The 24,863-nt window shown below is 73.0% G+C and carries 25 protein-coding genes and 1 pseudogene; 12 read left to right on the top strand and 14 right to left on the bottom strand.

Annotation, left to right across the window (positions count from 1 at the left end; all coding sequences use genetic code 11):
- The first annotated feature begins 114 nt into the window (after positions 1-114).
- The 4 genes from ABZ659_RS11500 to ABZ659_RS11485 all read left to right on the top strand — a co-directional run bounded on the left by ABZ659_RS11500 (position 115) and on the right by ABZ659_RS11485 (position 5,413).
- The gene (locus ABZ659_RS11500; protein WP_360216621.1) at positions 115-2,208 is read left to right on the top strand and encodes an MMPL family transporter; all 2,094 of its coding nucleotides are present in this window, start codon (positions 115-117) and stop codon (positions 2,206-2,208) included.
- Positions 2,209-2,321: 113 nt separating this feature from the next.
- On the top strand, positions 2,322-3,494 hold the full coding sequence (locus ABZ659_RS11495) for a histidine kinase (RefSeq protein WP_360216896.1): 1,173 nt from the start codon (positions 2,322-2,324) through the stop codon (positions 3,492-3,494).
- Entirely contained in the window at positions 3,491-4,150 is a 660-nt protein-coding gene (locus tag ABZ659_RS11490) for a response regulator transcription factor (protein ID WP_360216618.1), read from the top strand. The genes ABZ659_RS11495 and ABZ659_RS11490 overlap by 4 nt, the downstream gene beginning before the upstream one ends.
- Before the next feature lie 33 nt (positions 4,151-4,183).
- Positions 4,184-5,413, top strand: coding sequence for a sialidase family protein (locus tag ABZ659_RS11485; protein WP_360216615.1), 1,230 nt, complete (start codon positions 4,184-4,186; stop codon positions 5,411-5,413).
- Here ABZ659_RS11485 and ABZ659_RS11480 read toward each other — a convergent pair.
- From ABZ659_RS11480 to ABZ659_RS11450, 7 genes are all read right to left on the bottom strand, one after another.
- Positions 5,410-6,384 (bottom strand): dihydrodipicolinate synthase family protein, encoded by a 975-nt coding sequence (locus ABZ659_RS11480; RefSeq protein ID WP_360216612.1) that lies wholly within the window; start codon positions 6,382-6,384, stop codon positions 5,410-5,412. The genes ABZ659_RS11485 and ABZ659_RS11480 overlap by 4 nt on opposite strands.
- Positions 6,381-7,403 (bottom strand): ABC transporter ATP-binding protein, encoded by a 1,023-nt coding sequence (locus tag ABZ659_RS11475; protein WP_360216893.1) that lies wholly within the window; start codon positions 7,401-7,403, stop codon positions 6,381-6,383. The genes ABZ659_RS11480 and ABZ659_RS11475 overlap by 4 nt, the downstream gene beginning before the upstream one ends.
- A gap of 26 nt (positions 7,404-7,429) precedes the next feature.
- A complete protein-coding gene (locus ABZ659_RS11470) occupies positions 7,430-9,427 on the bottom strand; it encodes a dipeptide/oligopeptide/nickel ABC transporter permease/ATP-binding protein (protein WP_360216609.1) in 1,998 nt (665 codons plus the stop codon).
- On the bottom strand, positions 9,424-10,383 hold the full coding sequence (locus ABZ659_RS11465; RefSeq protein WP_360216606.1) for an ABC transporter permease: 960 nt from the start codon (positions 10,381-10,383) through the stop codon (positions 9,424-9,426). Before ABZ659_RS11465 ends, ABZ659_RS11470 begins: the two co-directional genes overlap by 4 nt.
- A gap of 63 nt (positions 10,384-10,446) precedes the next feature.
- Positions 10,447-12,072 carry an ABC transporter substrate-binding protein gene (locus ABZ659_RS11460; protein ID WP_360216604.1) on the bottom strand — a complete coding sequence of 542 codons (1,626 nt, stop codon included), beginning with the start codon at positions 12,070-12,072 and terminating at the stop codon, positions 10,447-10,449.
- 120 nt (positions 12,073-12,192) lie between these two features.
- Entirely contained in the window at positions 12,193-13,080 is an 888-nt protein-coding gene (locus ABZ659_RS11455) for a hypothetical protein (protein WP_360216601.1), read from the bottom strand.
- Positions 13,077-13,625 carry a SigE family RNA polymerase sigma factor gene (locus ABZ659_RS11450; protein WP_360216598.1) on the bottom strand — a complete coding sequence of 183 codons (549 nt, stop codon included), beginning with the start codon at positions 13,623-13,625 and terminating at the stop codon, positions 13,077-13,079. The genes ABZ659_RS11455 and ABZ659_RS11450 overlap by 4 nt, the downstream gene beginning before the upstream one ends.
- Before the next feature lie 104 nt (positions 13,626-13,729).
- Here ABZ659_RS11450 and ABZ659_RS11445 point away from each other — a divergent pair, with 104 nt between their 5' ends.
- The gene (locus ABZ659_RS11445) at positions 13,730-14,170 is read left to right on the top strand and encodes a protein phosphatase (protein WP_360216595.1); all 441 of its coding nucleotides are present in this window, start codon (positions 13,730-13,732) and stop codon (positions 14,168-14,170) included.
- Here the strand turns inward: ABZ659_RS11445 and ABZ659_RS11440 are convergent.
- Positions 14,158-14,313 (bottom strand): annotated as a pseudogene (locus ABZ659_RS11440) (alpha/beta hydrolase); the annotation flags it as partial. The gene ABZ659_RS11445 and the pseudogene ABZ659_RS11440 overlap by 13 nt on opposite strands.
- 97 nt (positions 14,314-14,410) lie before the next feature.
- Here ABZ659_RS11440 and ABZ659_RS11435 point away from each other — a divergent pair.
- Positions 14,411-15,403, top strand: a complete 993-nt coding sequence (locus ABZ659_RS11435; RefSeq protein ID WP_360216593.1) for an FAD-dependent oxidoreductase — start codon at positions 14,411-14,413, stop codon at positions 15,401-15,403.
- Here the strand turns inward: ABZ659_RS11435 and ABZ659_RS11430 are convergent.
- Positions 15,393-16,604 carry a GNAT family N-acetyltransferase gene (locus ABZ659_RS11430; RefSeq protein ID WP_360216590.1) on the bottom strand — a complete coding sequence of 404 codons (1,212 nt, stop codon included), beginning with the start codon at positions 16,602-16,604 and terminating at the stop codon, positions 15,393-15,395. The genes ABZ659_RS11435 and ABZ659_RS11430 overlap by 11 nt on opposite strands.
- A 375-nt stretch (positions 16,605-16,979) precedes the next feature.
- Between ABZ659_RS11430 and ABZ659_RS11425 the strand changes: the two genes are divergently transcribed.
- On the top strand, positions 16,980-17,195 hold the full coding sequence (locus tag ABZ659_RS11425) for a hypothetical protein (protein WP_360216587.1): 216 nt from the start codon (positions 16,980-16,982) through the stop codon (positions 17,193-17,195).
- Between the two features lie 72 nt (positions 17,196-17,267).
- On the opposite strand, the gene ABZ659_RS11420 is transcribed toward ABZ659_RS11425, so the two are convergent.
- The gene (locus ABZ659_RS11420; RefSeq protein WP_360216584.1) at positions 17,268-17,414 is read right to left on the bottom strand and encodes a hypothetical protein; all 147 of its coding nucleotides are present in this window, start codon (positions 17,412-17,414) and stop codon (positions 17,268-17,270) included.
- A 256-nt stretch (positions 17,415-17,670) separates the two neighbouring features.
- Here ABZ659_RS11420 and ABZ659_RS11415 point away from each other — a divergent pair, with 256 nt between their 5' ends.
- The 4 genes from ABZ659_RS11415 (at position 17,671) to ABZ659_RS11400 (ending at position 20,120) form a co-directional block, all read left to right on the top strand.
- Positions 17,671-18,084: a DUF1266 domain-containing protein gene (locus ABZ659_RS11415; RefSeq protein ID WP_360216581.1), complete on the top strand. Its 414-nt coding sequence runs from the start codon at positions 17,671-17,673 to the stop codon at positions 18,082-18,084.
- A 64-nt stretch (positions 18,085-18,148) separates the two neighbouring features.
- Complete coding sequence (gene recO / locus ABZ659_RS11410) at positions 18,149-18,895, top strand: DNA repair protein RecO (protein WP_360216578.1); 747 nt, start codon at positions 18,149-18,151, stop codon at positions 18,893-18,895.
- A 35-nt stretch (positions 18,896-18,930) separates the two neighbouring features.
- Positions 18,931-19,764 carry an isoprenyl transferase gene (locus tag ABZ659_RS11405; RefSeq protein WP_360216575.1) on the top strand — a complete coding sequence of 278 codons (834 nt, stop codon included), beginning with the start codon at positions 18,931-18,933 and terminating at the stop codon, positions 19,762-19,764.
- Positions 19,761-20,120 carry a hypothetical protein gene (locus ABZ659_RS11400; protein ID WP_360216572.1) on the top strand — a complete coding sequence of 120 codons (360 nt, stop codon included), beginning with the start codon at positions 19,761-19,763 and terminating at the stop codon, positions 20,118-20,120. The genes ABZ659_RS11405 and ABZ659_RS11400 overlap by 4 nt, the downstream gene beginning before the upstream one ends.
- On the opposite strand, the gene ABZ659_RS11395 is transcribed toward ABZ659_RS11400, so the two are convergent.
- Genes ABZ659_RS11395 through ABZ659_RS11380 form a run of 4 tightly spaced genes read right to left on the bottom strand, consistent with a single transcriptional unit; the run spans position 20,105 to position 23,263 of the window.
- Positions 20,105-20,545, bottom strand: coding sequence for a transcriptional repressor (locus ABZ659_RS11395; protein WP_360216569.1), 441 nt, complete (start codon positions 20,543-20,545; stop codon positions 20,105-20,107). The two genes, ABZ659_RS11400 and ABZ659_RS11395, sit on opposite strands and share 16 nt — an antisense overlap.
- Positions 20,546-20,604: 59 nt before the next feature.
- Positions 20,605-21,507, bottom strand: coding sequence for a metal ABC transporter permease (locus ABZ659_RS11390; RefSeq protein ID WP_360216566.1), 903 nt, complete (start codon positions 21,505-21,507; stop codon positions 20,605-20,607).
- Complete coding sequence (locus ABZ659_RS11385; protein ID WP_360216563.1) at positions 21,507-22,292, bottom strand: metal ABC transporter ATP-binding protein; 786 nt, start codon at positions 22,290-22,292, stop codon at positions 21,507-21,509. The genes ABZ659_RS11390 and ABZ659_RS11385 overlap by 1 nt, the downstream gene beginning before the upstream one ends.
- A gap of 17 nt (positions 22,293-22,309) precedes the next feature.
- Entirely contained in the window at positions 22,310-23,263 is a 954-nt protein-coding gene (locus ABZ659_RS11380; protein WP_360216560.1) for a zinc ABC transporter substrate-binding protein, read from the bottom strand.
- Positions 23,264-23,422: 159 nt separating this feature from the next.
- Between ABZ659_RS11380 and ABZ659_RS11375 the strand changes: the two genes are divergently transcribed.
- Positions 23,423-24,805, top strand: coding sequence for a glycine--tRNA ligase (locus tag ABZ659_RS11375; RefSeq protein WP_360216557.1), 1,383 nt, complete (start codon positions 23,423-23,425; stop codon positions 24,803-24,805).
- The last annotated feature ends 58 nt before the right edge of the window (positions 24,806-24,863 follow it).

Here is a 24,863-nt window from a genome sequence, read left to right as displayed (position 1 = left end):
GCGCTTGTCACCCCTCGCCGTACCCGCGAAGTCGCCCCCGCGCCGGACGTTTCGGCGCGTGCCCACCGGGAGTCTGGAGTCGACCCGGACACCGAGCGGAGGGAGACCCACCCGATGGGGGGACCCAGGACAGCGACGACAGTGAGCACCCGGCGACGACGCCTGGTCCCGTGGGCGGTGATCGGACTGTGGCTGGCCGCGCTCGTGCTCGCCGGGCCACTCGCGGGCAAGTTCGGCGACGTACAGCAAAACCGCGCCGTCGACTACCTCCCGGACAGCGCCGACTCCACCCAGGTCGCCCGCGTCCAGGACCGGCTCCCCGGCGGCGAGTCGACCGACCTGGTGCTCGTGTACCACCGCGACGGCGGCCTCACCGACGCCGACCGCGACACCGCCGCCCGGCAGCTCACCGAGGTGGGCGACGCCTACGACCTCACGGGCACGCCCCGGGCGGTCCCGTCCGCCGACGGCACCACCCTCATGTACCCGGTCTCCAGCACCCAGCCCGGCCAGGACGAGGAGGCCCGCAACGCCTTCGTGGACGGGGTGCGCGAGATCACCGACGGCGGCGACGGGCTCACCGTCGAGGTCGGCGGCCCCGGAGCCCTCCAGACCGACATGGGCAAGGTGTTCGAGACCATCGACGGCACCCTGCTGCTGGCCACCCTCGGCGTCGTCACCGTGCTGCTGATCCTCATCTACCGCAGCCCCTTCCTGTGGCTGGTGCCGCTCGCCGTCGCGGGCGTCGCCGCGTCCATGGCGATGGCCGCGGCCTACGGGATGCACGAACTCCTCGACGTCACCATCACCGGCCAGAGCGGCGGCGTGATGACCGTCCTCGTCCTCGGCGCGGGCACCGACTACGCCCTGCTGCTCATCTCCCGCTACCGCGAGGAGCTACGCCGCCACGAACGCCCCTACGACGCCATGCGCGCCGCCCTGCGCGGCTGCGGACCGGCGGTCCTCGCCTCCTCCGGCACCGTCGCCGCCGGACTGCTGTGCCTGCTCGCCGCCGACCTCAACAGCAGCAGCGGCATGGGCCCGGTCGGCACGGTCGGCGTGCTCGCCGCGCTGGTGGCGATGACGACGCTGCTGCCCGCCGTCCTGGTACTGCTCGGGCGGCGCGTGTTCTGGCCGCTGGTACCCGCCTTCGGCAGCACGCCCAAGGCCCGCCGCTCCCTGTTCGCGGCGATGGGCACCTCCGCCACCCGCCGCCCCGCCGTCGTCCTCGCCGGGGGCGCCGTCCTGCTCGGCGCGCTCGCGCTGGGCGTCCTCAACCAGCCCGGCAACCTCAAGCAGGAGGACTCCTTCACCGACCGGCCCGAGTCCATCACCGCGGGACAGACCCTCGCCGCCGCCTACCCCGAACGCGGCAGCCAGCCCATCACCGTGATCGCCCCCGCCGACCGCGCCGCCGCCGTCCTCGACGACGTCCGCGCCACCGACGGCGTCGCGGAGGCGGCGGCCGGACGCAGCGGCGCGGGCTGGACCGAGATCACCGTGTACGCCACCGCCGCCCCCGAGACCGCCGCCGAGACCCGCACCATCGAGGCCCTGCGCACCGCGCTCGACGACGCCGACGGCGCCTACGTCGGCGGGCCCAGCGCCCAGCAGCTCGACCTCGCCGACAGCCAGGCCCGGGACCGCGAGGTCATCGTGCCGCTGGTGCTGGCCGCCGTCTTCGTGATCCTCGTCGGCCTGCTGCGCAGCCTCGTCGCGCCGCTGCTGCTGCTCCTCGCGGTCGTCGCGGTGTGGGGCGCCGCCCTCGGCATCGGCGGCCTCGTCTTCGGCCCGCTGTTCGGCTTCGACGGCACCGACGGCGGTCTCGGACTGCTCTCCTTCGTCTTCCTCGTCGCCCTCGGCGTGGACTACGGCATCTTCCTGATGCACCGGATGCGCGAGGAGTCCCTCGCGGGCACCGAACCGCAGGCCGCGGCGCTCACCGCGCTGCGCACCACCGGCGGCGTCATCGCCTCCGCGGGCGTCGTCCTCGCCGCCACCTTCGCCGTGCTCACCACGCTGCCCCTGGTCGCGCTGGTCGAACTCGGCTTCGTCATCGCGGTCGGCGTCCTGCTGGACACCTTCCTCGTGCGGACCTACCTGGTGACCACCGCGAGCGTGCTGCTGCGGCGCCGGGTGTGGTGGCCCGGACGGCTGTCGAAGGAACCCGAGCCGGTCACGCCCCAGCGGCAGCCCGAACCGGTGTGACATACCTCCCCCGGGCGCCCCTCCACGACCGGAGGGGCGCCCTCCTCCCGGAAGATGGACCCGTGCAGGCAACCATCCCAGCGGCCCCCGCGCCCGGCGTCGGCGAGCGGATCATGGCCGTCGTCAACCGCGACCCGCGCACCGCCCCGCACGGCCTGCGCAACGACGTCCTGCTCGCCGTGGCCAGCGCCGTCATCGCCGTCACCATCGCCCTGCTCACCGACGAGGGCCGCCGCCCCGGCGCGGTCGGCTGGACCCTGCTGCTGGCCGCGCAGGTCCCGCTGGTGTGGCGGCGCCGCCGACCGCTGCTGGTGCTCGCCGCCGAGGTCTGCCTGGTCGGCCCGTACCACGGCCTCGACTACAACCACGCCGCCCCGACGCCCGCCGCGTACGTCGCGCTCTACACCGTCGCCGTCACCGGCCGCCCGCTGCGCACCCTGTTCACCGGGGTGACCGTCCTCGGCGTCGTCCTCACCGTGATGCTCACCTTCGGCGAGGCCAAGCAGGCCATCGAACTGCTGCGGATCTCCGGCTGGGTGATCTCGGTCCTGCTGGGCGGCATCTCCGTGCGCTACTACCGGCAGTACGTCGCCGCGATCGTGGAGCGCGCCGAACGCGCCGAACGCACCCGCGAGGAGGAGGCGCGCCGCCGCGTCGCCGAGGAGCGGCTGCGGGTCGCCCGCGACCTGCACGACCTGCTCGCCCACAGCATCACCCTGATCGGCGTGCGGACCTCCGTCGCCGCGCACGTCCTGGCCGCCGACCCCGAGCGCCTGGACCGCGCCGCCGTCGCCCGCGCCCTCGACGACATCGCCGAGACCTGCCGCACCGCGCGCGGCGAACTGCGCACCACCCTGGAGGTGCTGCGCGAACACGACACCCCCGACGTGCGGGGCCCGCTGCCCGACCTGAAGGGCCTGGCCGACCTCGCGGACGCCGCGGGCGCCAAGGTCGAGCTGTCCCTGGACGCCGGGGACGTGCCGCCCGCGGTCGGCGCCGCCGCCTACCGGATCGTGCAGGAGGCGCTGACCAACGCCGTCCGGCACGGCGGGCGCGACGACCTCACCGTCCGGGTCCGGGTGTACGAGGAGACGGGCGCCCTGCGCGTGACGGTCACCGACGACGGCAGGGGCCAGGGCAGCGCGTCCCCCGGGTTCGGCCTGATCGGCATGAGGGAACGCGCCCGCAGCGTCGGCGGCACGCTGGACGCCGGGCCGGGCGCGGAGCAGGGCTTCGAGGTGACCGCCGTACTGCCGCTCGGCGGCGAGCGTGAGGGGGAGAGATGATCCGCGTACTGCTCGCCGACGACCAGACGCTGGTGCGGGCCGCGTTCACCATGCTCGTGGAGTCGGCCCCGGACATGGTGGTCGTCGGGCAGGCCGGGACCGGCCGGGAGGCGGTGCGCCTCGCCCGCGCCGAGCGCGCCGACCTGGTCGTGATGGACCTGCGGATGCCCGACCTCGACGGCATCGAGGCGACCCGGCTGATCGCCGCCGACGAGGACCTCGCGGGCGTGAAGGTGCTGGTCCTGACGACGTACGACACCGACGACAACATCGTGGAGGCGCTGCGCGCCGGAGCCTCCGGGTTCCTGGTGAAGGACACCCGTCCGGCCGAACTCCTCGACGCGATCCGCACCGTCGCCGCCGGGGAGGCGCTGCTGTCACCGGGGCCCACGGCACGGCTGATCGAGCGGTTTCTGCGCAGCCCCTCGATGCCCGTCTCGGGCGGCCCGGACCGCCTCTCCGAGCGGGAGCGCGAGGTGCTCACGCTGGTCGCGCGGGGCCTGAACAACACCGGGATAGCGGAGTCCCTGGGCCTCAGCCCGCTCACCGCGAAGACGCACGTCAGCCGCATCATGGGCAAGCTCGGCGCGCGGGACCGGGCGCAGCTGGTGATCGTGGCGTACGAGTCGGGGCTGGTCACTCCGGGGAGCATGTGATCAACAGCGTCCGACGATCCGTCAGGGACAGGGATGACACTGCTGAGCCGCACCCTCCTCACCACCGCCGTACTCCTCACCCCGCTCGCGACCCACGCCCCCGCCCACGCCGCCACCCCCGGCTGCGCCTCCTCGGTGCCGTACACCTCGGGCCGCGGCGGCTACGACACCTACCGCGTCCCCGCCGCCGTCACGACCCGGCAGGGCACCGTCCTCGCCTTCGCCGAGGGCCGCCGGGACGGCGCCGCGGACAGCGGTGACATCGACGTCGTCGTCCGCCGCTCCACCGACGGCGGCTGCACCTGGGACCCGCTGGCCGTGGTCGCCGCCGGGAACGGCGACACCCGCGGCAACCCCGCGCCCGTCGTCGACCCCGGCACCGGCGCCGTGGTGCTGGTCAGCTCCTACAACAGCGGCGACGTCACCGAGGCGCAGATCATGCGCGGCGAGGCCACGCCGTCGGAGAGCCGCCGGGTGTTCGTGCAGCGCTCCACCGACGACGGCCGCTCCTTCACCGCGCCGAAGGAGATCACCGCCACCGTCAAACCGGCCCGCTGGCGCTGGTACGCCACCGGGCCCGGGCACGCCGTCGCCCTCACCCGGGGCCCGCACGCGGGCCGCCTCGTCGTCCCCGCCAACCACTCCACCGCGCCGCCCGCCGGGTCCTCCGACACCGGCCAGGAGTTCCGCTACTACGGCGCCCACGCCCTCTACAGCGACGACGGCGGCCACACCTGGCAGCTCGGCTTCGTCGACGACACCTACGACGGCGCGCACAACGCCAACGAGTCCACGGCCGCCGAACTCCCCGACGGCAGGCTGTACTTCTCCGCCCGCGACCAGCACGGCACCGAGCCCGGCAACCGCCTCGACACCCACTCGAGTGACGGCGCCCAGACCCTCGACCGGCCCTACGCCCCGCAGCCGACGCTGGGCGCGGTGCCGGTGGTGCAGGCCAGCGCGCTCCAGCTGAGTATGCCGGGCGCGCCGCTGCTGCTGTCCGCGCCGTCGGTGCCGACCGCGCGCCGGTCGATGGCGGTGTGGCGCAGCACGGACGGCGGCACCTCCTTCACCCGGGTGCTCACCCTGTCCGAGCTGCGGGCCGCCTACTCCGACCTGGTGGAGGTCGACCCGGTGACGGTGGGGGTGCTGTACGAGACGGGGGAGTCGGGCGCGTACGAGACGATCGAGTTCCGCAGGCTCGCCCTCGGCGGCCTGTCCGACGTGAACGACCGCCAGGGCGTGTGGCGGAGCACGCCCTAGAGCAGCCCGGCCGCCGCGAGGTACTTGCCGATCCGCGCCACCTCGTCCGCCGACAGCGGCACCTGCGGTTCGGCCGTCGCCGGGCAGGCGATGACGCCCCGCAGGTGCAGGGCCGCCTTGAACGCGCCGAGCGCCGCCGAACTCCCGCCCATCCGGGCGCCGTCGCCGACGTCGACCATGCCGAGCAGGGCGCACAGCCGCTCCTGCTCGGCGCGGGCCAGGTCCGCGTCGCCCGCCCGGTGCAGCCGGTACAGGCGGACGTAGCCGTGCGGGTCGACGTTGGCGAGACCGGGCACCGCCCCGTCGGCGCCCATCGCGAGCGCGGTGTCGACGAGGGCCTCGGAGCCGGTCAGCACGGTGAACCGGGTGAGCGCCACGGGGGTCCCCCCCGCTGGAGCGGGGTCGAGGGCGTGGGGGAAGGAGCGCACGCCGGTCACCACCCGGCGGAACCCCGCCTGGTCGCCGCTGGAGTCCTTCAGCCCCGCCAGCACCCCCTCCGCCGCCAGCTCCAGCACCAGCTCCGACGGCAGCTTGGAGTGCACGGCGGACGGGATGTCGTACGCCAGGACCGGGACCGGGCTGGCGGCGGCGACCAGCCGGAAGTGGCGGGCGATCTCGGACGGGTGGGTGCGGGTGTAGAACGGCGCCGTCACGACGACCGCGTCCGCGCCCGCCGCCGTGACCCGGGCGACCTGCTCCAGGACGCGTGGCGTGGTCAGGTCGATCGCCCCGGCCAGCACGGGCAGCCGCCCGCCCACCTGCCGCACGGTCTCCGTCACCACCCGCTCCCGCTGCCGGTCCGTCAGATAGGCGGTCTCCGACGTCGACCCGAGCACGAACAGCCCGTGCACCCCGCCGCCCACCAGATGGTCGACGAGCGCGTGCAGCGAGTCCACGTCGACCTCGCCGCCCGGCGTCAGGGGCGTGCAGACGGGCGGGACGACACCGGTGAGGGGTGCGGGGAAGGTCATGCGGGCTCCGTGGGGGGTGCGGCCTGGGCGACCAGTTCCCGGGTCGGCTGGTCCTCCGGTACCGGATGGTGGCAACGGTAGCGGTGGCCGGGCCCGGACGCCTCGGCGAACGGCGGCATCGACTCGGCGCAGACCTGCGTCGCCCGCCAGCACCGGGTGCGGAACGGGCAGCCGCTCGGCGGACGCACCGCCGACGGCACCGGACCGGTCAGCGGGATCGGGTCCAGCGGGTCGAGCAGTCCGGGCGTGGCCGAGAACAGGGCCCGGGTGTACGGGTGACAGGCCCGGTCGCCGACCCGGCCGGCCGGGGCCTCCTCGACGATCCGGCCCAGGTACATGGTGATCACCCGGTCGCTCATCCGCCGCACGGTCTGGATGTCGTGCGACACGAACACCAGCGCCAGGCCCAGCCGTTCCTTCAGGTCGAGCAGCAGGTTCAGGATCTGCGCCCGCACCGACACGTCCAGCGCGCTGGTCGGCTCGTCCGCGACCACCAGGTCCGGGTCGAGGGCCAGCGCGCGGGCGATCGCGACGCGCTGCCGCTGCCCGCCGGAGAGCTGCCCCGGCAGCCCGTCCGCGAGCGCGCGCGGCAGCCCGACCAGCGCCATCAGCTCCCGCACCCGCGCCTCCCGCTGCGCCGCGCTGCCGCGCCGGTGCACGTCCAGCGGGTCGCGCAGGATGCGCCGTACCGTCAGTCGCCGGTTCAGGGCCGTCGACGGGTCCTGGAAGACCATGCCGGTGCCCGCGCCGACCGTCCGGCGCCGTTCGGCGGGCGGCATCGCCCACAGGTCACGGCCCCGGTACGCCACCGTCCCCCACGTCGGCCGCTCCACGCCCACCAGCACCTTCGCCAGCGTCGACTTGCCGCACCCGGACTCGCCCACGACGCCGACCGTCTCGCCGGGGGAGAGGGTCAGGTCGGCGCCGGTCAGGGCGTACACCCGGTCCCGGCCGAACACGCCGCCGCTGCGGGCGCGGTGCACCACGTGCGCGTCGGTCAGCTCCATCAGCGGCGGCATGGAGTTCAGGGTGCGTACCAGATCGGTCATGAGAGGACCTCGCTCTCGGCCTCGCCCGCGTCGTCCGGGTCGGCGCCCACGGTCAGGTCGACGGCGGGGTGGTGGCAGGCGGCCCGGTGCGCGGCGCCGCCCAGCAGGCCGGGCGCGGTGGTCCGGCACACCTCGGTCGCCCGGGGGCAGCGGCCGGCGAAGCGGCAGCCCGCCGGGAAGTCGGCCGGGGACGGTACGACGCCCCGGATCTGCGTCATCCGCTCGGCGCCGCCCTCCAGCGACAGCACGCTGCCGAGCAGCCCGCGCGTGTAGGGGTGCGCCGGGGCCGCCACCAGGTCGGCGGTCACCCCGCTCTCCACGATCTGCCCGCCGTACATCACCACCACCCGGTCGGTGACGTCCGACACCAGCGCCAGGTCGTGGCTGACGAGGACCAGCGCGAACCCCAACTCCTCGCGCAGCCGCAGCAGCAGCGCCATGACCTGCGCCTGCACGGTCACGTCCAGCGCGGTGGTCGGCTCGTCGGCGACGATCAGCTTCGGGTCCCGGGACAGCGCCAGCGCGATCAGCACCCGCTGCCGCTGCCCGCCGGACAGTTCGTGCGGATAGCTGCGCAGGGTCCGCTCGGGGTCCAGACCGACCAGGGCGAGCAGTTCGGCGGGCGTGCGGTGGCCGCCGCGCCGGACGACCTGCTTCAGCTGCGCGCGGATCGTCATCGCCGGGTTCAGCGACGACAGCGCGTCCTGGTACACCATCGCCATCTCGTGCCCGAGGAGCGCGCGCCGCGCCCGGGGCGGCTCGGCGAGCAGGTCCCGGTCCCGGAACCGCACCCGCCCCCGCACCCGCGCCCCCTTGGGCTGGAGCCCCATCACGGTCAGCGCGGTCAGCGACTTGCCGCACCCGGACTCCCCGACAAGCCCCAGCACCTCACCGGGCCGCACCTCCAGGCTGACCCCGTCGACGATGTCGACGCCCCGGTGCCGGTCGTCGAAGCCGATGGCGAGGTCCTCGACCGCGAGCACCGGCGCCCCGGACGGCAGCGGCCGGGCCCGCGCCCGCAGCCGCGCCGCCGTCGCCCCGAGCCCCGGCAGCGCCGGGGCCTCCCCGCCGGCCGCGGCCCGCTCCTCCGCCCCCTCGCCCCTGGTCTCCACCTCCCGGGCGGCCGGAGCCGCCCAGGCGTCCGAGACGCCCTCGGAGAGGACGTTCAGCGCCAGCACGGTGAACAGCATCAGCAGCCCCGGGAAGACGGTCGCCCACCAGCCCCCGGTGAGCACCATGTTCTTCCCGTCCGCGATGACGCTGCCCCACGACGGGTCCGGGGGCCGCACCCCCGCCCCGATGAACGACAGCGACGCCTCGAACACGATCGCCTCCGCCACCTGCACCGTGCAGAACACCAGCACCGGCGCCGCGCAGTTGACGGCGACGTGCCGCAGCACGATGTGCGGGGTGCGGGCGCCGATGACCCGCTCGGCGGTCACGTAGTCCTCCCCGTACTGGTCGAGGATGTTGGCCCGCACCACCCGCGCCACGGGCGGTGTGAACAGGAACGCGATCGCGCAGATCAGCACGGTGATGCCACCGCCGAACACGGCCACCAGGACGGCCGCGAGAGCGATCCCCGGGAACGCCATCACGACGTCCAGACAGCGCATCAGCGTCTCGTCGGCCGCCTTCCGCGAGGTCGCCGCCACCGCCCCGACCAGCGCCCCCGCGACCAGCGCCAGCGTGGTCGCCCCGAGCCCGATCGCCAGCGACCACCTGGCCCCGTACACCAGACGGCTCAGGATGTCCCGGCCGAGGCTGTCCTGCCCCATCCAGTGCGCCGTGGACGGGTGCCCGGTGCCGTCGACCGGCGGCTGCTGCGCCAGCGGGTCGTACGGCGCCAGCAGCGGCGCCAGTACGGCGACCAGCACCACCACGCCCAGGAAGCAGACGGCCGCCTTCGACAGCGTCGGCAGCCGCCGCCAGCCGCGCAGCCGGACGCCGGGCCGGGCGAGGACCTGCGCGAGCACCTTGCGGCGAACGGTCACGCCGCCTCCCTCAGTCGGGGGTTGACCAGCAGATACAGGATGTCGATCACGAGGTTGACGACGACGAACCCGGTGGCGGTGGTCAGCACCACGCCCTGCACGACGGCCGGGTCGCCGTTCTTCACGGCGTCGATCATCAGCTTGCCCATGCCCGGCAGCGAGAAGATCGTCTCGATGACGACCGCGCCGCCGAGCAGGTAGCCGACCCGCAGCCCGAGCACCGTCAGCGGGTTGATCAGCGCGTTCCGCAGCACGTTCCGCCCGACGACGACATGCGGCGGCAGTCCGCTGCCGACCGCCGTGCGCACGTAGTCCCGGTCCAGCTCCTCCACCACGGACGTCCGCACGATCCGCGTCAGCTGCGCCGCGACCGGCAGCGACAGCGCCAGCGCGGGCAGCGTCATCGTCCACAGCCAGCCGGTGACGGAGTCGGCCGGGTTGATGTAGCCGCCGACCGGGAACCAGCCCGCGTCCACCGCCAGGTACTGGATCATCAGCAGCGCCAGCCAGAACCCGGGCGCGGCGACCCCGGTCAGCGACACCACCCGCACGAGCTGGTCCGGCAGCCGGTCCCGGTAGATCGCCGCCGTCACCCCGCCCACCAGCGACAGCACCACCGCGATCGCGAGGCCGAGGAACGTCAGCTGGAGGGTGAGCGGCAGCGCGGTGAGGACCTGGTCGACGACCGGCGCCCGGGTCAGCGCGCTGATCCCGAGGTCACCGTGGAGCAGGTCGCCCACGAAGTGGACGTACCGCACCGGGAACGGGTCGAGCAGCCCGTGCTCCTCGCGGAAGTCGTGCAGCTGCTCCGGGGTGGGGTTGGCGCCCTGGAAGAACGCGGACGCCGGGTCGGCGTCGGAGAACCGCATCACCACGAACACGAACAGCACGATGCCCAGCAGCAGCGGCACGAGCAGGGCGATACGGCGCAACAGGATCCTGGCGACGACGGCCACGCGGTGCTCCCTCGTTCCTCAGGCGGTGGTCAGGCGTTCTGACAGGCGTTCGGCAGGCGTTCGTCAGGCCCACGTGGCCTGGAGGAGGTTGACGCCGGGGTACGGCTGGGCGCGCAGCCCGGTCACGGCGCGCGGGTCCCAGGCCGTCATCAGCTCGTTGTGGACGACCGGGTAGAGCACGGCCTGCTCGGCGACGACGTCGATGTACTCCTGGATCATCGTCCGCTTCCGCGCCGGGTCCGGCTCGCGCGTCGCCCGCTCCATGTCCCGGAACAGCCGCCGGGCCACGGGGTCGTCCGCCCACCGCGTGTACCCCATCCACAGGTTCTCGGGCCCGTAGTTGTAGTGCATGATCAGGTCGGCGTCGAGGCCGAACTGGTTGGGGTTGGAGGCGGCGGCGACGACCTGGTAGTCCCGCTTCTGGTCCAGCTTGGTGAAGACGGCGGTGGTCTCCTGCGGGGAGAGCGTGGTGCGCACCCCGACCGCGTCCCAGGACTCCTTGATCGTCGGCAGGCAGTCCACGATCCAGCTGACGTTCACCGCGAGGATGTCCACCCGCAGCCCGCTCACCCCGGCCGCCTTCAGCAGGGCGCGGGCCCGGTCGGGATCGTGGTCGTAGACGGTCCTCGCCCGCCGGTAGGACGGGTTCGCCTCGTCGAGGAAGGACGAGGCGGGCGTCCCGTGCCCCTTCAGCGCCACCTCCACCAGCTGCTCGGTGTCGATGGCGTACCGCAGCGCCTGCCGCACCCGCACGTCGTCGAAGGGCGGGTGCGCGGTGTTGAACATCAGGAACAGGTTGTTCATCCCGGCCCCGCCCGCCACCGTCATCCCGGCGCTCTCCAGCTGCCCGATGTTGGCGTACGGGATGTTGTCGGCGACCTGCGCGCCCGCGCCACCGCCGCCGGAGACGGTGGCGACCCGGGGCGCGGCGTCCACGATGGTCAGCCAGTTCATCTTGGCGAAGGCGGGCGGCCGGGGCCCGTTGTACTCCCCGAACGCCTCGAAGGTGGTGTTGGACTTCGGGTGGTGCGCCGTCATCCGGTACGGCCCCGAGCCCACCGCCAGCCCGGTGATCGCCTTGTTCCAGCCGCCCGGCCGGCCGAACACGTGCTCCGGCATGACCTTCGCCAGCGTGAGCCGCGCCAGCCCCTCCGGGAACGGGAACCTCAGCACCAGCTCCACGGTCCGCGCGTCGACCTTGCGCACGTCCTTCAGCCAGGTCGCGAAGAAGCTCTTGGCGAGGGTGTGGGTGTCCGGGTCGAGGACGCGGTCGTAGACGAAGACGACGTCGTCGGCGGTGACGGGGGTGCCGTCGTGGAAGGTGGCCCCTTCCCGGAGCGTGAACCGCCAGGTCGTGGCGCGCGGGTCGGCCGGGATCGCGGTGGCGAGCGCGGCGTACGGCTCGCGGGAGATCGGGTCGGTGTCGAGGAGCCCCTCGTAGACGTGGTTGTTGCCCGCCATGCAGAACGCGGACGCGGTCTGCGTCGGGTCCCAGGTGCCGTCGTTGCCGTAGCCGATGACGGCGGTGAGGGTGCGGTCGGCGCCGCCGCTGCCGCCGAAGCTGGTGGTGGACGCGGGGCCCACGCGGCAGGCCGCCGTCAGCGCCCCGAGACCGAGCGCGCCGACGCCGCCCCTGAGGAGCGACCGGCGGGCGGGGGGCGCGTCGCGCACGGTTCCTCCATGGGGCATTCCCGGATATATCGGGCAGTCAGCGCGACCATAGGAGGGCCCGTGGGGGTGGTCAAGGAGGGCGCGCGTGGCACGGGAGGGGCGCTTGGGGGCGTTCCTCCCGTGCCACGCGGTCTCCGCCTAGGGCAGGTCGGCCATGTACCCCTCGTCCTCGTCGGAGTCGTAGACCAGCTCGCCGCCCGCGTCGTACCCCTTCACCCGGGGCGCCTTGGTGACCTGCTGGTCCAGCTCGCCGGTGGCGACGTACCAGCCGTCGTCGAGGGCTGCCTCACTGGTCTCCCCGCCGTACTCGACGGTGACGCGCTCCACGGAGTCCTCGACGGTGCCGACGCTGGCCCAGCGGAAGGGGAGCGTCCAGTTGCCCCGGTTGAGGACGGACTGCATGTACAGCTTCTGCGCGTTGATGTCGGGGACGACGGGACCGGCGTCCGGACCGGCCACGTCACCGACACTGAAGTTGCGCCCAGGACCGTCGTCGCCGTCCTTGACGCTGCAGATCAGCCGCGCGTTCGCCGTGTCGTCCACGGCGACGGCGAAGCGGCCGTCGCCGGGGGTGTTGCTGTCGCCGGTGCTGCGCATGGCGAGCAGCAGGCGGTAGTCGGCGGGGTCGCCGTAGTCGTTGTTCAGACCCTTGGGCCCCTTGAACTCGACGCAGTACTCCAGGTCCTCCAGGGCCTGCGCGTACGTGATCCCGTCCAGCAGCACGCCGCGCGGAGCCGCCGCCGTGGCGGTCGGCGTCGGTGTCGGGGTCGGCGACACGGCGGCGGGGGCGGAGGCCGCAGGGCTGGCCCCGCCGCCTGAACCGCCGCCCGATCCGCTGAAGGCGTACGCGCCCACCGGCACCGCCGCCAGCGTGACCAGGGCCGCCCCGGTCGCCGCCACCCGGCGCCGCCGCCCGGCCACGCCCCGGCGCCGGATGGCCGGGTAGGGCGCGGCGGAGGGACTGATCGTGTAGGCGTCCTCGGCGAGCAGGTCCCGTACCCGCTCCTCGAAACCGTGGTCGTTCATGCCCGGCTCTCCTCTCCCCCGCGTGTGACGCCGTGCGCGGGCCCGTCCACGGCCCATGCCAGCCCCGGATACGTACGCAGCTTCGCCAGCCCCTTGGACGCCTGGCTCTTGACGGTCCCCGGCGAGCAGCCGAGCGTCTCGGCGACCTCCGCCTCGGACAGGTCCTCCCAGTAACGCAGGACGACCACGGCCCGCTGCCGCCTGGGCAGCCGGGCCAGCGCGGCGAGCAGGACGCCGCGCTCGTCGACCCGGGCCACCGACTCGTCCCGCCCGGCCCGCTCCGGCGGCGCCGCGGTCAGGGCCTCGGTGACCCGCCGCTTGCGGAAGCGGTCCCGGTTGCAGGTGACGAGCATCCGGCGGACGTACGCCTCCGGATGGTCGGCGCGGGCGACCCGCCGCCAGGAGCGGTACGCCTTCGCCAGCGCCGTCTGGGTCAGGTCCTCGGCGTGGTGCGCGTCGCCGGTGAGCAGATAGGCGGTACGCACCAGATGGGGCCATCTGGCTCTGACGAATTCCTGGAACCGATCCTCTAGTTCGGCTTGCATCAAGCACCCTCCTCGCCCACCAGACCACCTGTTCGGCGGATTCGGTTGCCCGGCACCCGGCCCCGGCTGGAAAGCTGGGCACCGAGACGGCGGAGGAGGTCCGGGTGGGCGAGGTGTGGGACGAGCGGGACACGGGCGTACTGAGGCTCCCGTCCGGGCGGCTGGTCAGGGGCCGGGGCCTGCGGCACCCGCTGCCTCCCGGGGCGCCGGAGCCGTCGTACGGCCTCTACCTCCTCGGGGACCCGCCGCCCGCCATGCCCTGGCAGGCCCGCTGGCTGCGCTGGCGGGACTTCTGGCTCCCCGCCGACCCCGCCACCGCCCGCGCCGAACTGACCGAGGTGTGGGAGCGGGCGGTGCGGGAGCGGGTCGAGGTCGCCTGCCACGGCGGTCGGGGCCGCACGGGGACGGCGCTGGCCTGTCTGGCGGTCCTGGACGGCGTACCCGCGGCGGACGCCGTCGGGTACGTGCGCGCCCACTACCACCGCCGGGCGGTGGAGACGCCGTGGCAACGGTCGTACGTGCGGCGGTTCGCTCAGCGGCAGTAGAGGTCCGCGCCGGGCCGCTGGCCGGTGGCCAGGAAGCGGGTGACCGCGCGGTCACCGCAGGCGTTGCCGTTGCCGAGGTAGGCGTCGTGGCCGGTGGAGTCCACGGTGGCCATGACGGCCCGCTGGCCGAGGGCCGCGCGCAGTTACCCCAGGATCGGGCCTCAGGGGCACCCCCGACGCGTTCGGTTAACCTCGAAGCGTGGGCGGCGACGGCCTGCCCCGGGACCAGGGAGACGTTCCATGGCGACCAGTGTGGTGGTGATCGGCGCCGGGGTCTCGGGGCTCACCACGGCGGTGTGTCTCGCGGAGTCCGGGCTCGACGTCCGCGTGGACACCGATCTGCCGCCCGACGCGACGACCTCCACGTCCGCGGGCGCGATGTGGGACCCGTATCTGGTCGAGCCCGGCGATGTGGTCGAGCGCTGGAGCTGGGTGACCCTGTCGGAGCTGACCGAGCTGAGCACCGACGCGGACCTCCGGGACACCGGCGTCCGCATGGTCGAAGGCACCCAGGAATGCAGGGTCCCCTGCGCCATGCCCCCGTGGGGACCGATGGCCGGCGCCCGCAGGTGCGCGCAGGACGAGCTGCGTCCGGGCTACGCCGCCGGGTGGCGCTACCGCGCGCCCCTGGTGGACATGCCCCGCTACGTCCAGTACCTGGTCGGACGGCTCACCGCAGCGGGCGGACGGCTGCGCCGTCACCACCACGACACGCTCGACGCGGCGGTGCGCGAGGCACCGGTCGTCGTCAACTGCTCTGGCGTCGGAGCCCGTTCCCTGGCGGCCGACCCGGAAGTGGAAGCCGTACGCGGCCAGCTCGTGGTGGTCGAGAACCCCGGCATCCGCACCTTCTTCTGCGACGACACCCCCGGCGCCGAGGAACTCACCTACATCTACCCCCACCCCGACGCCCTCGTTCTCGGCGGGACCGCCGACCGCGGCAACTGGGACCTACGCCCCGACCCGGCCGCCGCCGAGGCGATCATCCGCCGCTGCGCCGCCGTGGAACCGTCGATCGCCGCCGCTCGCGTGATGGAGCACCGCGTCGGACTACGCCCGGCCCGCACCACGGTCCGCCTCACCCAAGAGCGCCGCGACGGCACGCTCCTTCTGCACAACTACGGCCACGGCGGCGCCGGAATCACTCTCTCCTGGGGCTGCGCCCGCGAGATCACCGAGCGGGTCCACAAGGCACTGGCGGAGGAATCCACTGCCCCCTGGATCACCCCCTGAACTGCCACTGCCGCCGCTCCGCCACCCCGGCCTCCGCGCCCCTGCGGAACAGATACAGCCAGGTCCGCGCCGCGAGCGTGGCCGTCAGGGCGAGGGTCCAGGGCCAACTGGTCACCTCCGCCGCGATGAGCCCCGCGCCGACGGTGGGCGACACCGCCGTGAGGATCGTCAGCGCGACCTCGGTGCGCGAGCGCTGGAACCGGTGGGCTATGGAGAACTCCGACCGCTCGTACCAGGCGATCGCCGCGCTGAGCAGCACCGCCAGAACCATCGTCGTCCAGGCGTTGCCGCTGGCCTGGGCGTAGGTGACGGGCAGGGAGATCAGGAAGGGGAACACCCCGCCGTACTCGGACAGCACGTTCCCCCACTTCATGATCTTCCCGAACGAGTTCGAGCGGATGCGGGCCAGTTCGCCCGAGGCACTCGCGTAGACGATCAGCGACAGTACGGTGCTGAAGGTCGCCCCGATCAGGAGCAGCCGTACGTCGTCGGGGAACCGGCTCGACGAGAAGGCGAAACCCAGGAGAAAGGTGATCGCCGCGAGGATCGACCCGGAGAAGGCGATCCCGGCCGCCGCCTCGCCGGACTGGAGGGTCGCCGGGTCGTCCTGCTCGAACCGCGCGATCTCGAACGCCGGTTCACCGCCCAGCGTCACCAGCGCCGTCACCGCGTGATCGGACGGCGCGAGCGACTCCACGAGCTGCTCCCGCGCCGTGACGGGTACGAGGTGCCGGGCGTCCGGGTCCAGGTACTCCACGCGGGACTTGTACTGGAAGTAGACGAGCGGGTCGCCGTCCGTGCGCATGATCCGCGTCCCGATGAATCCGCACGCCAGCAGCAGCCGGGTGACCGCGACGGCGTCGGTCCTCGCCAGCGCGGATACGAGCGGCGGTTCGCCCGCCCCGCCGCGCGGGAAGCTCCGTACCAGCTCGGTGACCAGCCGCGCGGCGACGCCCTCGCGACGTGCTCCCGCGCGGACGGCGATCGCGGTGAGCCGCAGATGCCCCGGTGAGGGCAGCTCCGCGACGACGCATCCCACGAGCTCGCCGTCCGCCTCGGCCACCCGGACCAGGTCGCGGGCTACGGCGTCGGCGAGCGGTGCCGGGGACGGCGCCGCCGCCGACGCGCGGGTGTCGAGGAGCAGCGCGCACAGCCGGTCCAGATCGGTGGGGTGGGCTGCCCGGGTGGCCCATGCAGCCATGTGCGTCCGATCCTTGGGGGAGGGGGCGGTGAACGTGCGCCGTCATGATGCACCGTAACCGGCGCATGTGTCGCCGAGTTGATGCCCCGTCGGTTCAGAAGACGAGCCGCCAGCGGCTTACGGCCCTCGGGCGATATCCAGCTGGGGTCCTCGAAGGCTTCCTCCCGGCGTCGCCTCGGTTGCCTGCCGAAGACCCCCAGGCCGCTTGGCGTGAACCGTTGGCCATGGCCAACCGCCCCGCGCTGACGGGCACTTGTCGCGCACAGACTCCTGCCGAGTGTAGGTGTCCGGAGCCACCCGGACGACGCGATGGGTGAAATCCGGAGACGGCGGGGAGGCAATGACGGCACCGGCAGGAAAGAGGACGGGGAACCAATGCAGGTACCGCTGGGGGCGTACGTGATCGACACCCGTACCGGAAGACTCGGCATCGTCATGGGGCACGAAGGACCGTACGTACAGCTCAGACCCTACGGCGGCGGCAAGGAGTGGGACGCCGACCCCGAGGCCGTACGGCACGCCACACCCGCCGAGCGGCTCCGCGCGGCGACCGCGTACGCCAACGCCCGCAGCCGGGGTGAGGTGCCTTGACGCCCTGACGCTGGGGTGCGGGCGCATGGGCTTCTGGAAGTGGAGGGGCCGCGGCCCCAGGGCCACCCGGCGCTACCCGGTCCCGCTGACCGCGCACCAGCTGTGGATGGTGTCGCTCAGCGCGCCGGTGAGCCGGGACGACACGGCGTCACGGACGACGCTGTACCCGTTCACCCGCGTCGACGACGACCGCGCCCGAGCCAGAAGGCCCTCACCCATTTCAAGATCACACGTCAGTGATCGCTGTCACCAACCTCCGTGGACAGAACACCTAGGGCCTGCCGTTTGGACCATGCCGCAGACGCGGGGTCTGGCACGCACGTCTGCCGCGTTGTCGTCGCTCGCCGACTCCCCCACGCTCGGCTGCGCTCGCGCGGGGGGACCCCCATCGCGTCGACTCCCTCCTCCGCCTTGCGGCCGCACGCACCAGACCCCGCTCACCGACGCTGAGCAGCTCCCGCCGATGTCCTGCGGCGTGATCCAAACGGCAGGCCCTACCCGCACCGGCTACCGGGCGCGCGCCCGGCGGCTCACCGGCGTCGCGCCGCTCGCCCGGGACGCCGCGCTGTACGCCGACATCACCCGGCGCGGTTTCGCCTGCGGGATGATCGGTGAGGGCGACGCCCGGACCGCGCTGAAGAACATCGTGCCCGCAATGGCGGGGACGTACGGCTCCTGGCGGGAGTACGCCGACCCCTACCTGCTGGGACGGCAGGTGTGGCGGGACGGGCTGCGCGGCACCCCGGACGCGGACTTCCCCGCCCCGCAGGCGGTCGCCGACGCGCACCTGCGCGCGCTGCTCGACCCCGCGAACCGGGCCAGCCCCTGGAACCTCGCCCCGTGGGACGCCATACGGCGGCCCGACCAGCCCTCCGGCCACCCCCGCTGAGCCGTTGCCCGCCTGTTACGCGGGCCGTGCCCGGCCGCTCTACCGGTACGCGAGAATAGGCCCCATGAGTCTGTTCCGCGACGACGGCATCGTGCTGCGCACCCAGAAGCTGGGTGAGGCGGACCGGATCATCACGCTGCTCACCCGCGGTCACGGCCGGGTACGCGCCGTGGCGCGCGGCGTACGGCGCACCAAGTCGAAGTTCGGGGCGCGGCTCGAACCCTTCTCCCACGTCGACGTGCAGTTCTTCGCGCGGGGCAGCGAACTGGTCGGGCGCGGGCTGCCGCTGTGCACCCAGAGCGAGACCATCGCGCCGTACGGCGGCGGCATCGTCACCGACTACGCCCGGTACACCGCCGGTACGGCCATGCTGGAGACGGCGGAGCGGTTCACCGACCACGAGGGCGAGCCCGCCGTCCAGCAGTACCTGCTCCTCGTCGGCGCGCTGCGCACGCTCGCGCGCGGGGAGCACGCCCCGCACCTCGTCCTCGACGCCTTCCTGCTGCGCTCCCTCGCCGTGAACGGCTACGCCCCCAGCTTCACGGACTGCGCGAAGTGCGGGATGCCCGGCCCGAACCGGTTCTTCTCGGTGGCGTCCGGCGGGACGGTCTGCGCGGACTGCCGGGTACCCGGCAGTGTCGTACCCTCCCCGGGCACCCTCGAACTGCTCGGCGCGCTCCTCACGGGCGACTGGGAGACGGCGGACGCGTGCGAGGCGCGGTACGTCCGGGAGGGCAGCGGGCTGGTGTCCGCGTACCTGCACTGGCACCTGGAGCGCGGGCTGCGGTCGCTGCGCTACGTCGAGAAGTAAGTTCGCCAGAGAGAAGCAAGAGAGAAGAGACGCACATGGTCGTACGCGGGTTTCTGGGACGCCAGCGCCGCGAGTACCGGACGCCGGACCAGCATCCGTCCGGTGCCCGCCCGCCGAAGCTGCCCGGGGAGCTGGTGCCGGACCATGTGGCGATCATCATGGACGGCAACGGACGGTGGGCGAAGGAGCGGGGGCTGCCGCGCACCGAGGGGCACAAGGTGGGCGCGGAGTGCGTGCTCGACGTGCTCCAGGGGGCGATCGAGATGGACGTGAAGGCCATCTCGCTGTACGCGTTCTCCACCGAGAACTGGAAGCGGTCACCGGACGAGGTGCGCTTCCTGATGAACTTCAACCGCGACTTCATCCGCAAGACCCGCGACCAGCTCGACGAGCTGGGGGTACGGGTGCGGTGGGTCGGGCGGATGCCGAAGCTGTGGAAGTCCGTCGCGAAGGAGCTCCAGATCGCCCAGGAGCAGACCACGGACAACGACCGGCTGACCCTGTACTTCTGCATGAACTACGGCGGCCGGGCCGAGATCGCGGACGCGGCGAAGGCGCTGGCGGAGGACGTGCGGGCGGGCCGGCTGGACCCGTCGAAGGTGAACGAGAAGACGTTCGCGCGGTACCTCTACTACCCCGACATGCCGGAGGTCGACCTGTTCCTGCGGCCCAGCGGCGAGCAGCGCACCTCCAACTACCTCATCTGGCAGAGCGCGTACGCCGAGATGGTCTTCCAGGACGTCCTGTGGCCGGACTTCGACCGCCGGGACCTGTGGCGCGCCTGTGTGGAGTACGCCTCCCGCGACCGCCGCTTCGGCGGCGCGATCCCCAACGAGGAACTGCTGGCCATGGACGGCAGGCGGGGATGAGCCAGGCGGTGCCGCCGCGCGTGGTGCGCGGCTGCGCGGCGGTGACCGTGTTCGGGTCCGCCGCGCTCGCCGTGCTGTTCTCCTTCGGGGGCACCGTCGAGATGGAGACGTTCCCCGGGCTGCGGGAGAACAGGGGCCCGGTCGTCGTCTGGATGCTGGTGTTCGCCGCCGTGGTGGCCGCGGGCGGGCTGGCGCTGACCGGCTGGCGGTCGCGCGCGGCCCGGGTCGCCACCGGCTGCCTGGCGGCCCTGGTGGCGGTGCGCCTGTGGACGGTCGCGCCGGTGCTGCACTGCTGGTCGTACGACAAGGTGAGCCGTGCGGACGACGGTACCTACACCTGCTACCGGATGCCCTGAGGGTCAGGCTCCGGGGTCGCGCCCGCGCACTCGGCGCACGTGCCGAAGATCTCCACCGTGTGGGCCACGTTGACGAAGCCGTGTTCCGCGGCGATCGCCTCGGCCCACTTCTCCACCGCCGGGCCCTCGACCTCGACCGCCTTGCCGCAGGTGCGGCAGACGAGGTGGTGGTGGTGTTCGCCGGTGGAGCAGCGGCGGTAGACGGACTCGCCGTCGGAGGTGCGCAGGACGTCGACCTCACCGGCCTCGGCGAGGGACTGGAGGGTGCGGTAGACCGTGGTGAGCCCGACGGAGTCGCCCTTGTGCTTGAGCATGTCGTGCAGGTCCTGGGCGCTGCGGAACTCCTCGACCTCTTCCAGGGCCGCCGCCACGGCGGCGCGCTGCCGCGTGGCGCGGCCCTTCACGGGCGGTCCAGCGGTGGTCACCGGTTGCCTCCTCACATCTGCGTCTGCCGGGCCATTGTGCCAGCCCGGTCCGTACGCGGTCAGACGCCGGCCTCGTCGCCCGCCCCCCGGCTGGCCGGAATCGCGCACTCCGCCGGGTCACCGGCGGGCTGTGCCGCGGCCAGCGCCCGCGCGCGGCGCCGGGCCAGCGGCGCGGCCAGGGCGGTCAGCAGCCCGAACGCGCCGATGGTGAGCAGCACGATCGTCGCGCCGGGCGGCACGTCCTGGTAGTACGACGTCACCGTGCCGCCGATGGTGACGCTCACGCCGATCGCCACCGCGATCGCGAACGTCGCCGCGAAGCTGCGGCTGAGCTGCTGCGCCGCCGCCACCGGCACCACCATCAGCGCCGACACCAGCAGCAGGCCCACGACGCGCATCGCGACGGTCACCGTCACCGCCGCCGTCACGGCGGTCAGCAGGTTCAGCGCCCGCACCGGCAGCCCGGTGACCCGCGCGAACTCCTCGTCCTGGCTGACCGCGAAGAGCTGGCGGCGCAGGCCCAGCGTGACCAGGACCACGAACGCCGCGAGGACGCAGATCGCCGTCACGTCGGACTCGGAGACCGTCGACAGGGAGCCGAAGAGGTACGACGTCAGGTTGGCGTTGGACCCGCCGGGGGCGAGGTTGATCAGCATCACGCCGCCCGCCATACCGCCGTAGAAGAGCATCGCGAGGGCGATGTCGCCGCGGGTCCTGCCGTACCAGCGGATCAGCTCCATCAGGACCGCGCCGAGGACGGAGACCAGGGTCGCCATCCACACCGGGGACCAGGAGAGCAGGAAGCCCAGGCCGACACCGGTCATGGCGACGTGGCCGATGCCGTCGCCCATCAGGGCCTGGCGGCGCTGGACCAGGTAGATGCCGACCGCGGGGGCGGTGACGCCGACCAGGACGGCGGCCAGGAGCGCCCGCTGCATGAAGGGGTAGGTCAGGAGTTCCATCAGCTCAGCAGTCCGGTGCGGAGGGGCTCGGTGCCCTCGGGGGCGTGCGGGTGGACGTGGTCGTGGCCGGGCAGGGCGTGCTGGCCGACGGCCTTGGGCGGCGGGCCGTCGTGCAGGACGCAGCCGTCGCGGAGGACCACCGCGCGGTCGATCAGCGGCTCCAGCGGGCCGAGTTCGTGCAGGACGAGGAGGACGGAGACGCCCCGGGCGACCTGTTCGCGCAGGGTCGCGGCCAGCACCTCCTGGCTGGCGAGGTCCACGCCCGCCATGGGCTCGTCCATGATCAGCAGTTCCGGTTCCGAGGCCAGCGCGCGGGCGATGAGCACCCGCTGGTGCTGGCCGCCGGAGAGGGCGCTCACGGAGTCCCTGGCCCGGTCGGTCATGCCGACCAGCTCTATGGCGTCCCGTACGGCCGCGTGGTCGGCCTTGCGGAGGACGCCGAAGCGGGCCCGGGACAGCCGCCCCGAGGTGACGACCTCGGTCACCGTGGCGGGCACGCCGCCCGCGGCGGTGGTGCGCTGGGGGACGTACCCGACCCGCCCCCAGTCGCGGAACCGGCGCCGCGGGGTGCCGAACAGCTCCACCTCGCCCGCGCTGACCGGGACCTGCCCGATGACGCTGCGCACGGCGGTCGACTTGCCCGATCCGTTGGCACCGAGCAGGGCGACGACCTCACCGCGGTGCACGGTGAGGTCGATGCCGCGCAGGACGGGACGTGCGCCCAGTTCCGCGCGGACCCCGCGCAGGGATATGACGGGCGAACCCGTGGCGGCCGTCTCGCCCATGGCGTCCTCCGTAAAGATCATTTGCTGCCCAGGGCGGTTTCCAGCGCCTTGAGGTTGCCTTCCATGACCTGCAGGTAGTCGTCGCCGCGGGACCGGTCGGTGATGCCCTCCAGCGGATCGAGGACGTCCGTCTTCAGGCCCGCGTCCTTGGCGAGGGTCTTCGCGGTCTTGTCGGAGACCAGTGTCTCGTAGAAGACGGTGGTGACGCCGTCGGCCTTCGCCTCCTCCTGGAGCTCCCGGATCCGGGCGGGGCTCGGCTCGCTCTCCGGGTCGACGCCGGAGATGGCCTCCTGGGTGAGGCCGTAGCGCTCGGCCAGGTAGCCGAAGGCGGCGTGGTTGGTGAAGAAGACCTTGGTGGCGGAGTCCTTCAGACCGTCCTCGAAGGCGGTGTCCAGGGCGTCGAGCTTCCCGACCAGGGTGGCGGTGTTCTTCTCGTAGTCGGCCGCGTGGTCCGGGTCGGCCTTCGCGAAGGCCGCGCCGACGCCCTCGGCGATCTCGGCGTACTTCACCGGGTCCAGCCAGACGTGCGGGTCGAGGGCGTGCTCGTCCTCCTCCGCGTGCTCCTCCCCGCCGTGGTCGTGCTCGACGCCGCCGTGGTCCTCCAGCGTGGTGAGGGTGGCGGCGTCGATCTTCGTCTTGACGCCGGACTGGTCGATGGCCTCGTCCACGGCGGGCTGGAGGGTCTTCAGGTAGAGCACCGCGTCGGACTCGCCGAGCCGCGCGGTCTGCCGGGCGCTCAGCTCCAGGTCGTGCGGCTCCTGGCCGGGCTCGGTGAGGGTGGTGACGTGGGCGTGCTCGCCGCCGATCTGCTCGGCGAGGAACTGCATCGGGTAGAACGACGCGACGACGTCGAACTTGTCCGTGTTGCCCACGGCGGCGCTGTCGGAGGAGCAGGCGGTGAGGGTGGTCAGGCCGAGGGTGGCAGCCGCCGCGACCGCGATGCCGGATATGTGTCGTCGTCGTACGTTCATGACACTCATTTTCAATGGAGGTGGAAACGATTGTCAATAAACGTGGCGCAGCCCATAGGGCGGGACCGATTTGGTTGAGGGGCCGTCCCCGCCGGTAACCTGAAGCATTCGCTGGAAGCATCTCGCTTCGTCGCCCGTCGTCGTAATGAAGAGAGCACCGTGGCCGCCGACAAGATCGACACCATCGTCAGCCTGAGCAAGCGCCGTGGCTTCGTTTTCCCCTGTAGTGAGATCTACGGCGGTCAGCGGGCCGCCTGGGACTACGGGCCCCTCGGTGTCGAGCTGAAGGAGAACCTCAAGCGCCAGTGGTGGCGCTACATGGTGACGTCGCGTGAGGACGTGGTCGGTATCGACTCGTCCGTGATCCTCGCCCCCGAGGTGTGGGTCGCCTCCGGTCACGTCGCCACCTTCACCGACCCCCTCACCGAGTGCACCGCCTGCCACAAGCGGTTCCGCGCGGACCACCTGGAGGAGGCGTACGAGGAGAAGAAGGGCCGCGCCCCCGAGAACGGCCTCGCCGACATCAACTGCCCCAACTGCGGCAACAAGGGCCAGTTCACCGAGCCCAAGCAGTTCTCCGGTCTGCTCTCCACCCACCTCGGCCCGACCCAGGACTCCGGCTCCATCGCCTACCTGCGTCCCGAGACCGCCCAGGGCATCTTCACCAACTTCGGCCAGGTGCAGACCACTTCGCGCCGCAAGCCGCCGTTCGGCATCGCCCAGATGGGCAAGTCCTTCCGCAACGAGATCACGCCCGGCAACTTCATCTTCCGGACCCGCGAGTTCGAGCAGATGGAGATGGAGTTCTTCGTCAAGCCGGGCGAGGACGAGACGTGGCAGGAGTACTGGATGGAGCAGCGCTGGAACTGGTACACCGGCCTCGGGATGCGCGAGGAGAACATGCGGTGGTACGAGCACCCGCAGGAGAAGCTCTCCCACTACTCCAAGCGCACCGCCGACATCGAGTACCGCTTCCAGTTCGGCGGCAGCGAGTGGGGTGAGCTGGAGGGCGTCGCCAACCGCACCGACTACGACCTCGGCGCGCACTCCAAGGCCTCCGGCCAGGACCTCTCCTACTTCGACCAGGAGGCCGGGGAGCGCTGGACGCCGTACGTCATCGAGCCCGCGGCCGGTGTCGGCCGGGCCATGCTCGCCTTCCTGCTCGACGCCTACGTCGAGGACGAGGCGCCCAACGCCAAGGGCAAGATGGAGAAGCGGGTCGTGCTGCGCCTCGACCACCGCCTCGCGCCGGTCAAGGTCGCCGTCCTGCCGCTCTCCCGCAACCCCGAGCTGTCGCCGAAGGCGAAGGGGCTCGCGCAGGCGCTGCGGCAGAACTGGAACATCGAGTTCGACGACGCGGGCGCGATCGGGCGCCGGTACCGGCGCCAGGACGAGATCGGGACGCCGTACTGCGTGACGGTCGACTTCGACACGCTGGACGACAACGCGGTGACGGTGCGGGAGCGGGACTCGATGAAGCAGGAGCGGGTGTCCCTCGACCAGATCGAGGGGTACCTCGCCAGCCGACTCATCGGTAGCTGAGCCGTCGTCCGGGGGTGCGGGCGCGGGTGGGCCGCGGCTGATCGCGCGGTTCCCCGCG

The sequence above is a fragment of the Streptomyces sp. NPDC006997 genome, assembly GCF_040635175.1.
In the GTDB taxonomy this organism is placed as follows: Bacteria; Actinomycetota; Actinomycetes; order Streptomycetales; family Streptomycetaceae; genus Streptomyces.
This window is presented reverse-complemented; position numbering and strand designations above follow the sequence as displayed.

Bases quoted from the DNA above. Each gene is read 5' to 3' on its own strand.
- ABZ659_RS11425 (WP_360216587.1), top strand. From the start codon at position 16,980: ATGCAGGTACCGCTGGGGGCGTACGTGATCGACACCCGTACCGGAAGA.
- ABZ659_RS11400 (WP_360216572.1), top strand. From the start codon at position 19,761: ATGAGCCAGGCGGTGCCGCCGCGCGTGGTGCGCGGCTGCGCGGCGGTG.
- ABZ659_RS11405 (WP_360216575.1), top strand. From the start codon at position 18,931: ATGGTCGTACGCGGGTTTCTGGGACGCCAGCGCCGCGAGTACCGGACG.
- recO (WP_360216578.1), top strand. From the start codon at position 18,149: ATGAGTCTGTTCCGCGACGACGGCATCGTGCTGCGCACCCAGAAGCTG.
- ABZ659_RS11475 (WP_360216893.1), bottom strand. From the start codon at position 7,403: ATGCCGCCGCTGATGGAGCTGACCGACGCGCACGTGGTGCACCGCGCC.
- ABZ659_RS11390 (WP_360216566.1), bottom strand. From the start codon at position 21,507: ATGGAACTCCTGACCTACCCCTTCATGCAGCGGGCGCTCCTGGCCGCC.
- ABZ659_RS11455 (WP_360216601.1), bottom strand. From the start codon at position 13,080: ATGAACGACCACGGTTTCGAGGAGCGGGTACGGGACCTGCTCGCCGAG.
- ABZ659_RS11380 (WP_360216560.1), bottom strand. From the start codon at position 23,263: ATGAACGTACGACGACGACACATATCCGGCATCGCGGTCGCGGCGGCT.
- ABZ659_RS11385 (WP_360216563.1), bottom strand. From the start codon at position 22,292: ATGGGCGAGACGGCCGCCACGGGTTCGCCCGTCATATCCCTGCGCGGG.
- ABZ659_RS11480 (WP_360216612.1), bottom strand. From the start codon at position 6,384: ATGACCTTCCCCGCACCCCTCACCGGTGTCGTCCCGCCCGTCTGCACG.
- ABZ659_RS11460 (WP_360216604.1), bottom strand. From the start codon at position 12,072: ATGCCCCATGGAGGAACCGTGCGCGACGCGCCCCCCGCCCGCCGGTCG.
- ABZ659_RS11430 (WP_360216590.1), bottom strand. From the start codon at position 16,604: ATGGCTGCATGGGCCACCCGGGCAGCCCACCCCACCGATCTGGACCGG.
- ABZ659_RS11450 (WP_360216598.1), bottom strand. From the start codon at position 13,625: ATGCAAGCCGAACTAGAGGATCGGTTCCAGGAATTCGTCAGAGCCAGA.
- ABZ659_RS11500 (WP_360216621.1), top strand. From the start codon at position 115: ATGGGGGGACCCAGGACAGCGACGACAGTGAGCACCCGGCGACGACGC.
- ABZ659_RS11485 (WP_360216615.1), top strand. From the start codon at position 4,184: ATGACACTGCTGAGCCGCACCCTCCTCACCACCGCCGTACTCCTCACC.
- ABZ659_RS11495 (WP_360216896.1), top strand. From the start codon at position 2,322: ATGGCCGTCGTCAACCGCGACCCGCGCACCGCCCCGCACGGCCTGCGC.
- ABZ659_RS11420 (WP_360216584.1), bottom strand. From the start codon at position 17,414: ATGGGTGAGGGCCTTCTGGCTCGGGCGCGGTCGTCGTCGACGCGGGTG.
- ABZ659_RS11490 (WP_360216618.1), top strand. From the start codon at position 3,491: ATGATCCGCGTACTGCTCGCCGACGACCAGACGCTGGTGCGGGCCGCG.
- ABZ659_RS11435 (WP_360216593.1), top strand. From the start codon at position 14,411: ATGGCGACCAGTGTGGTGGTGATCGGCGCCGGGGTCTCGGGGCTCACC.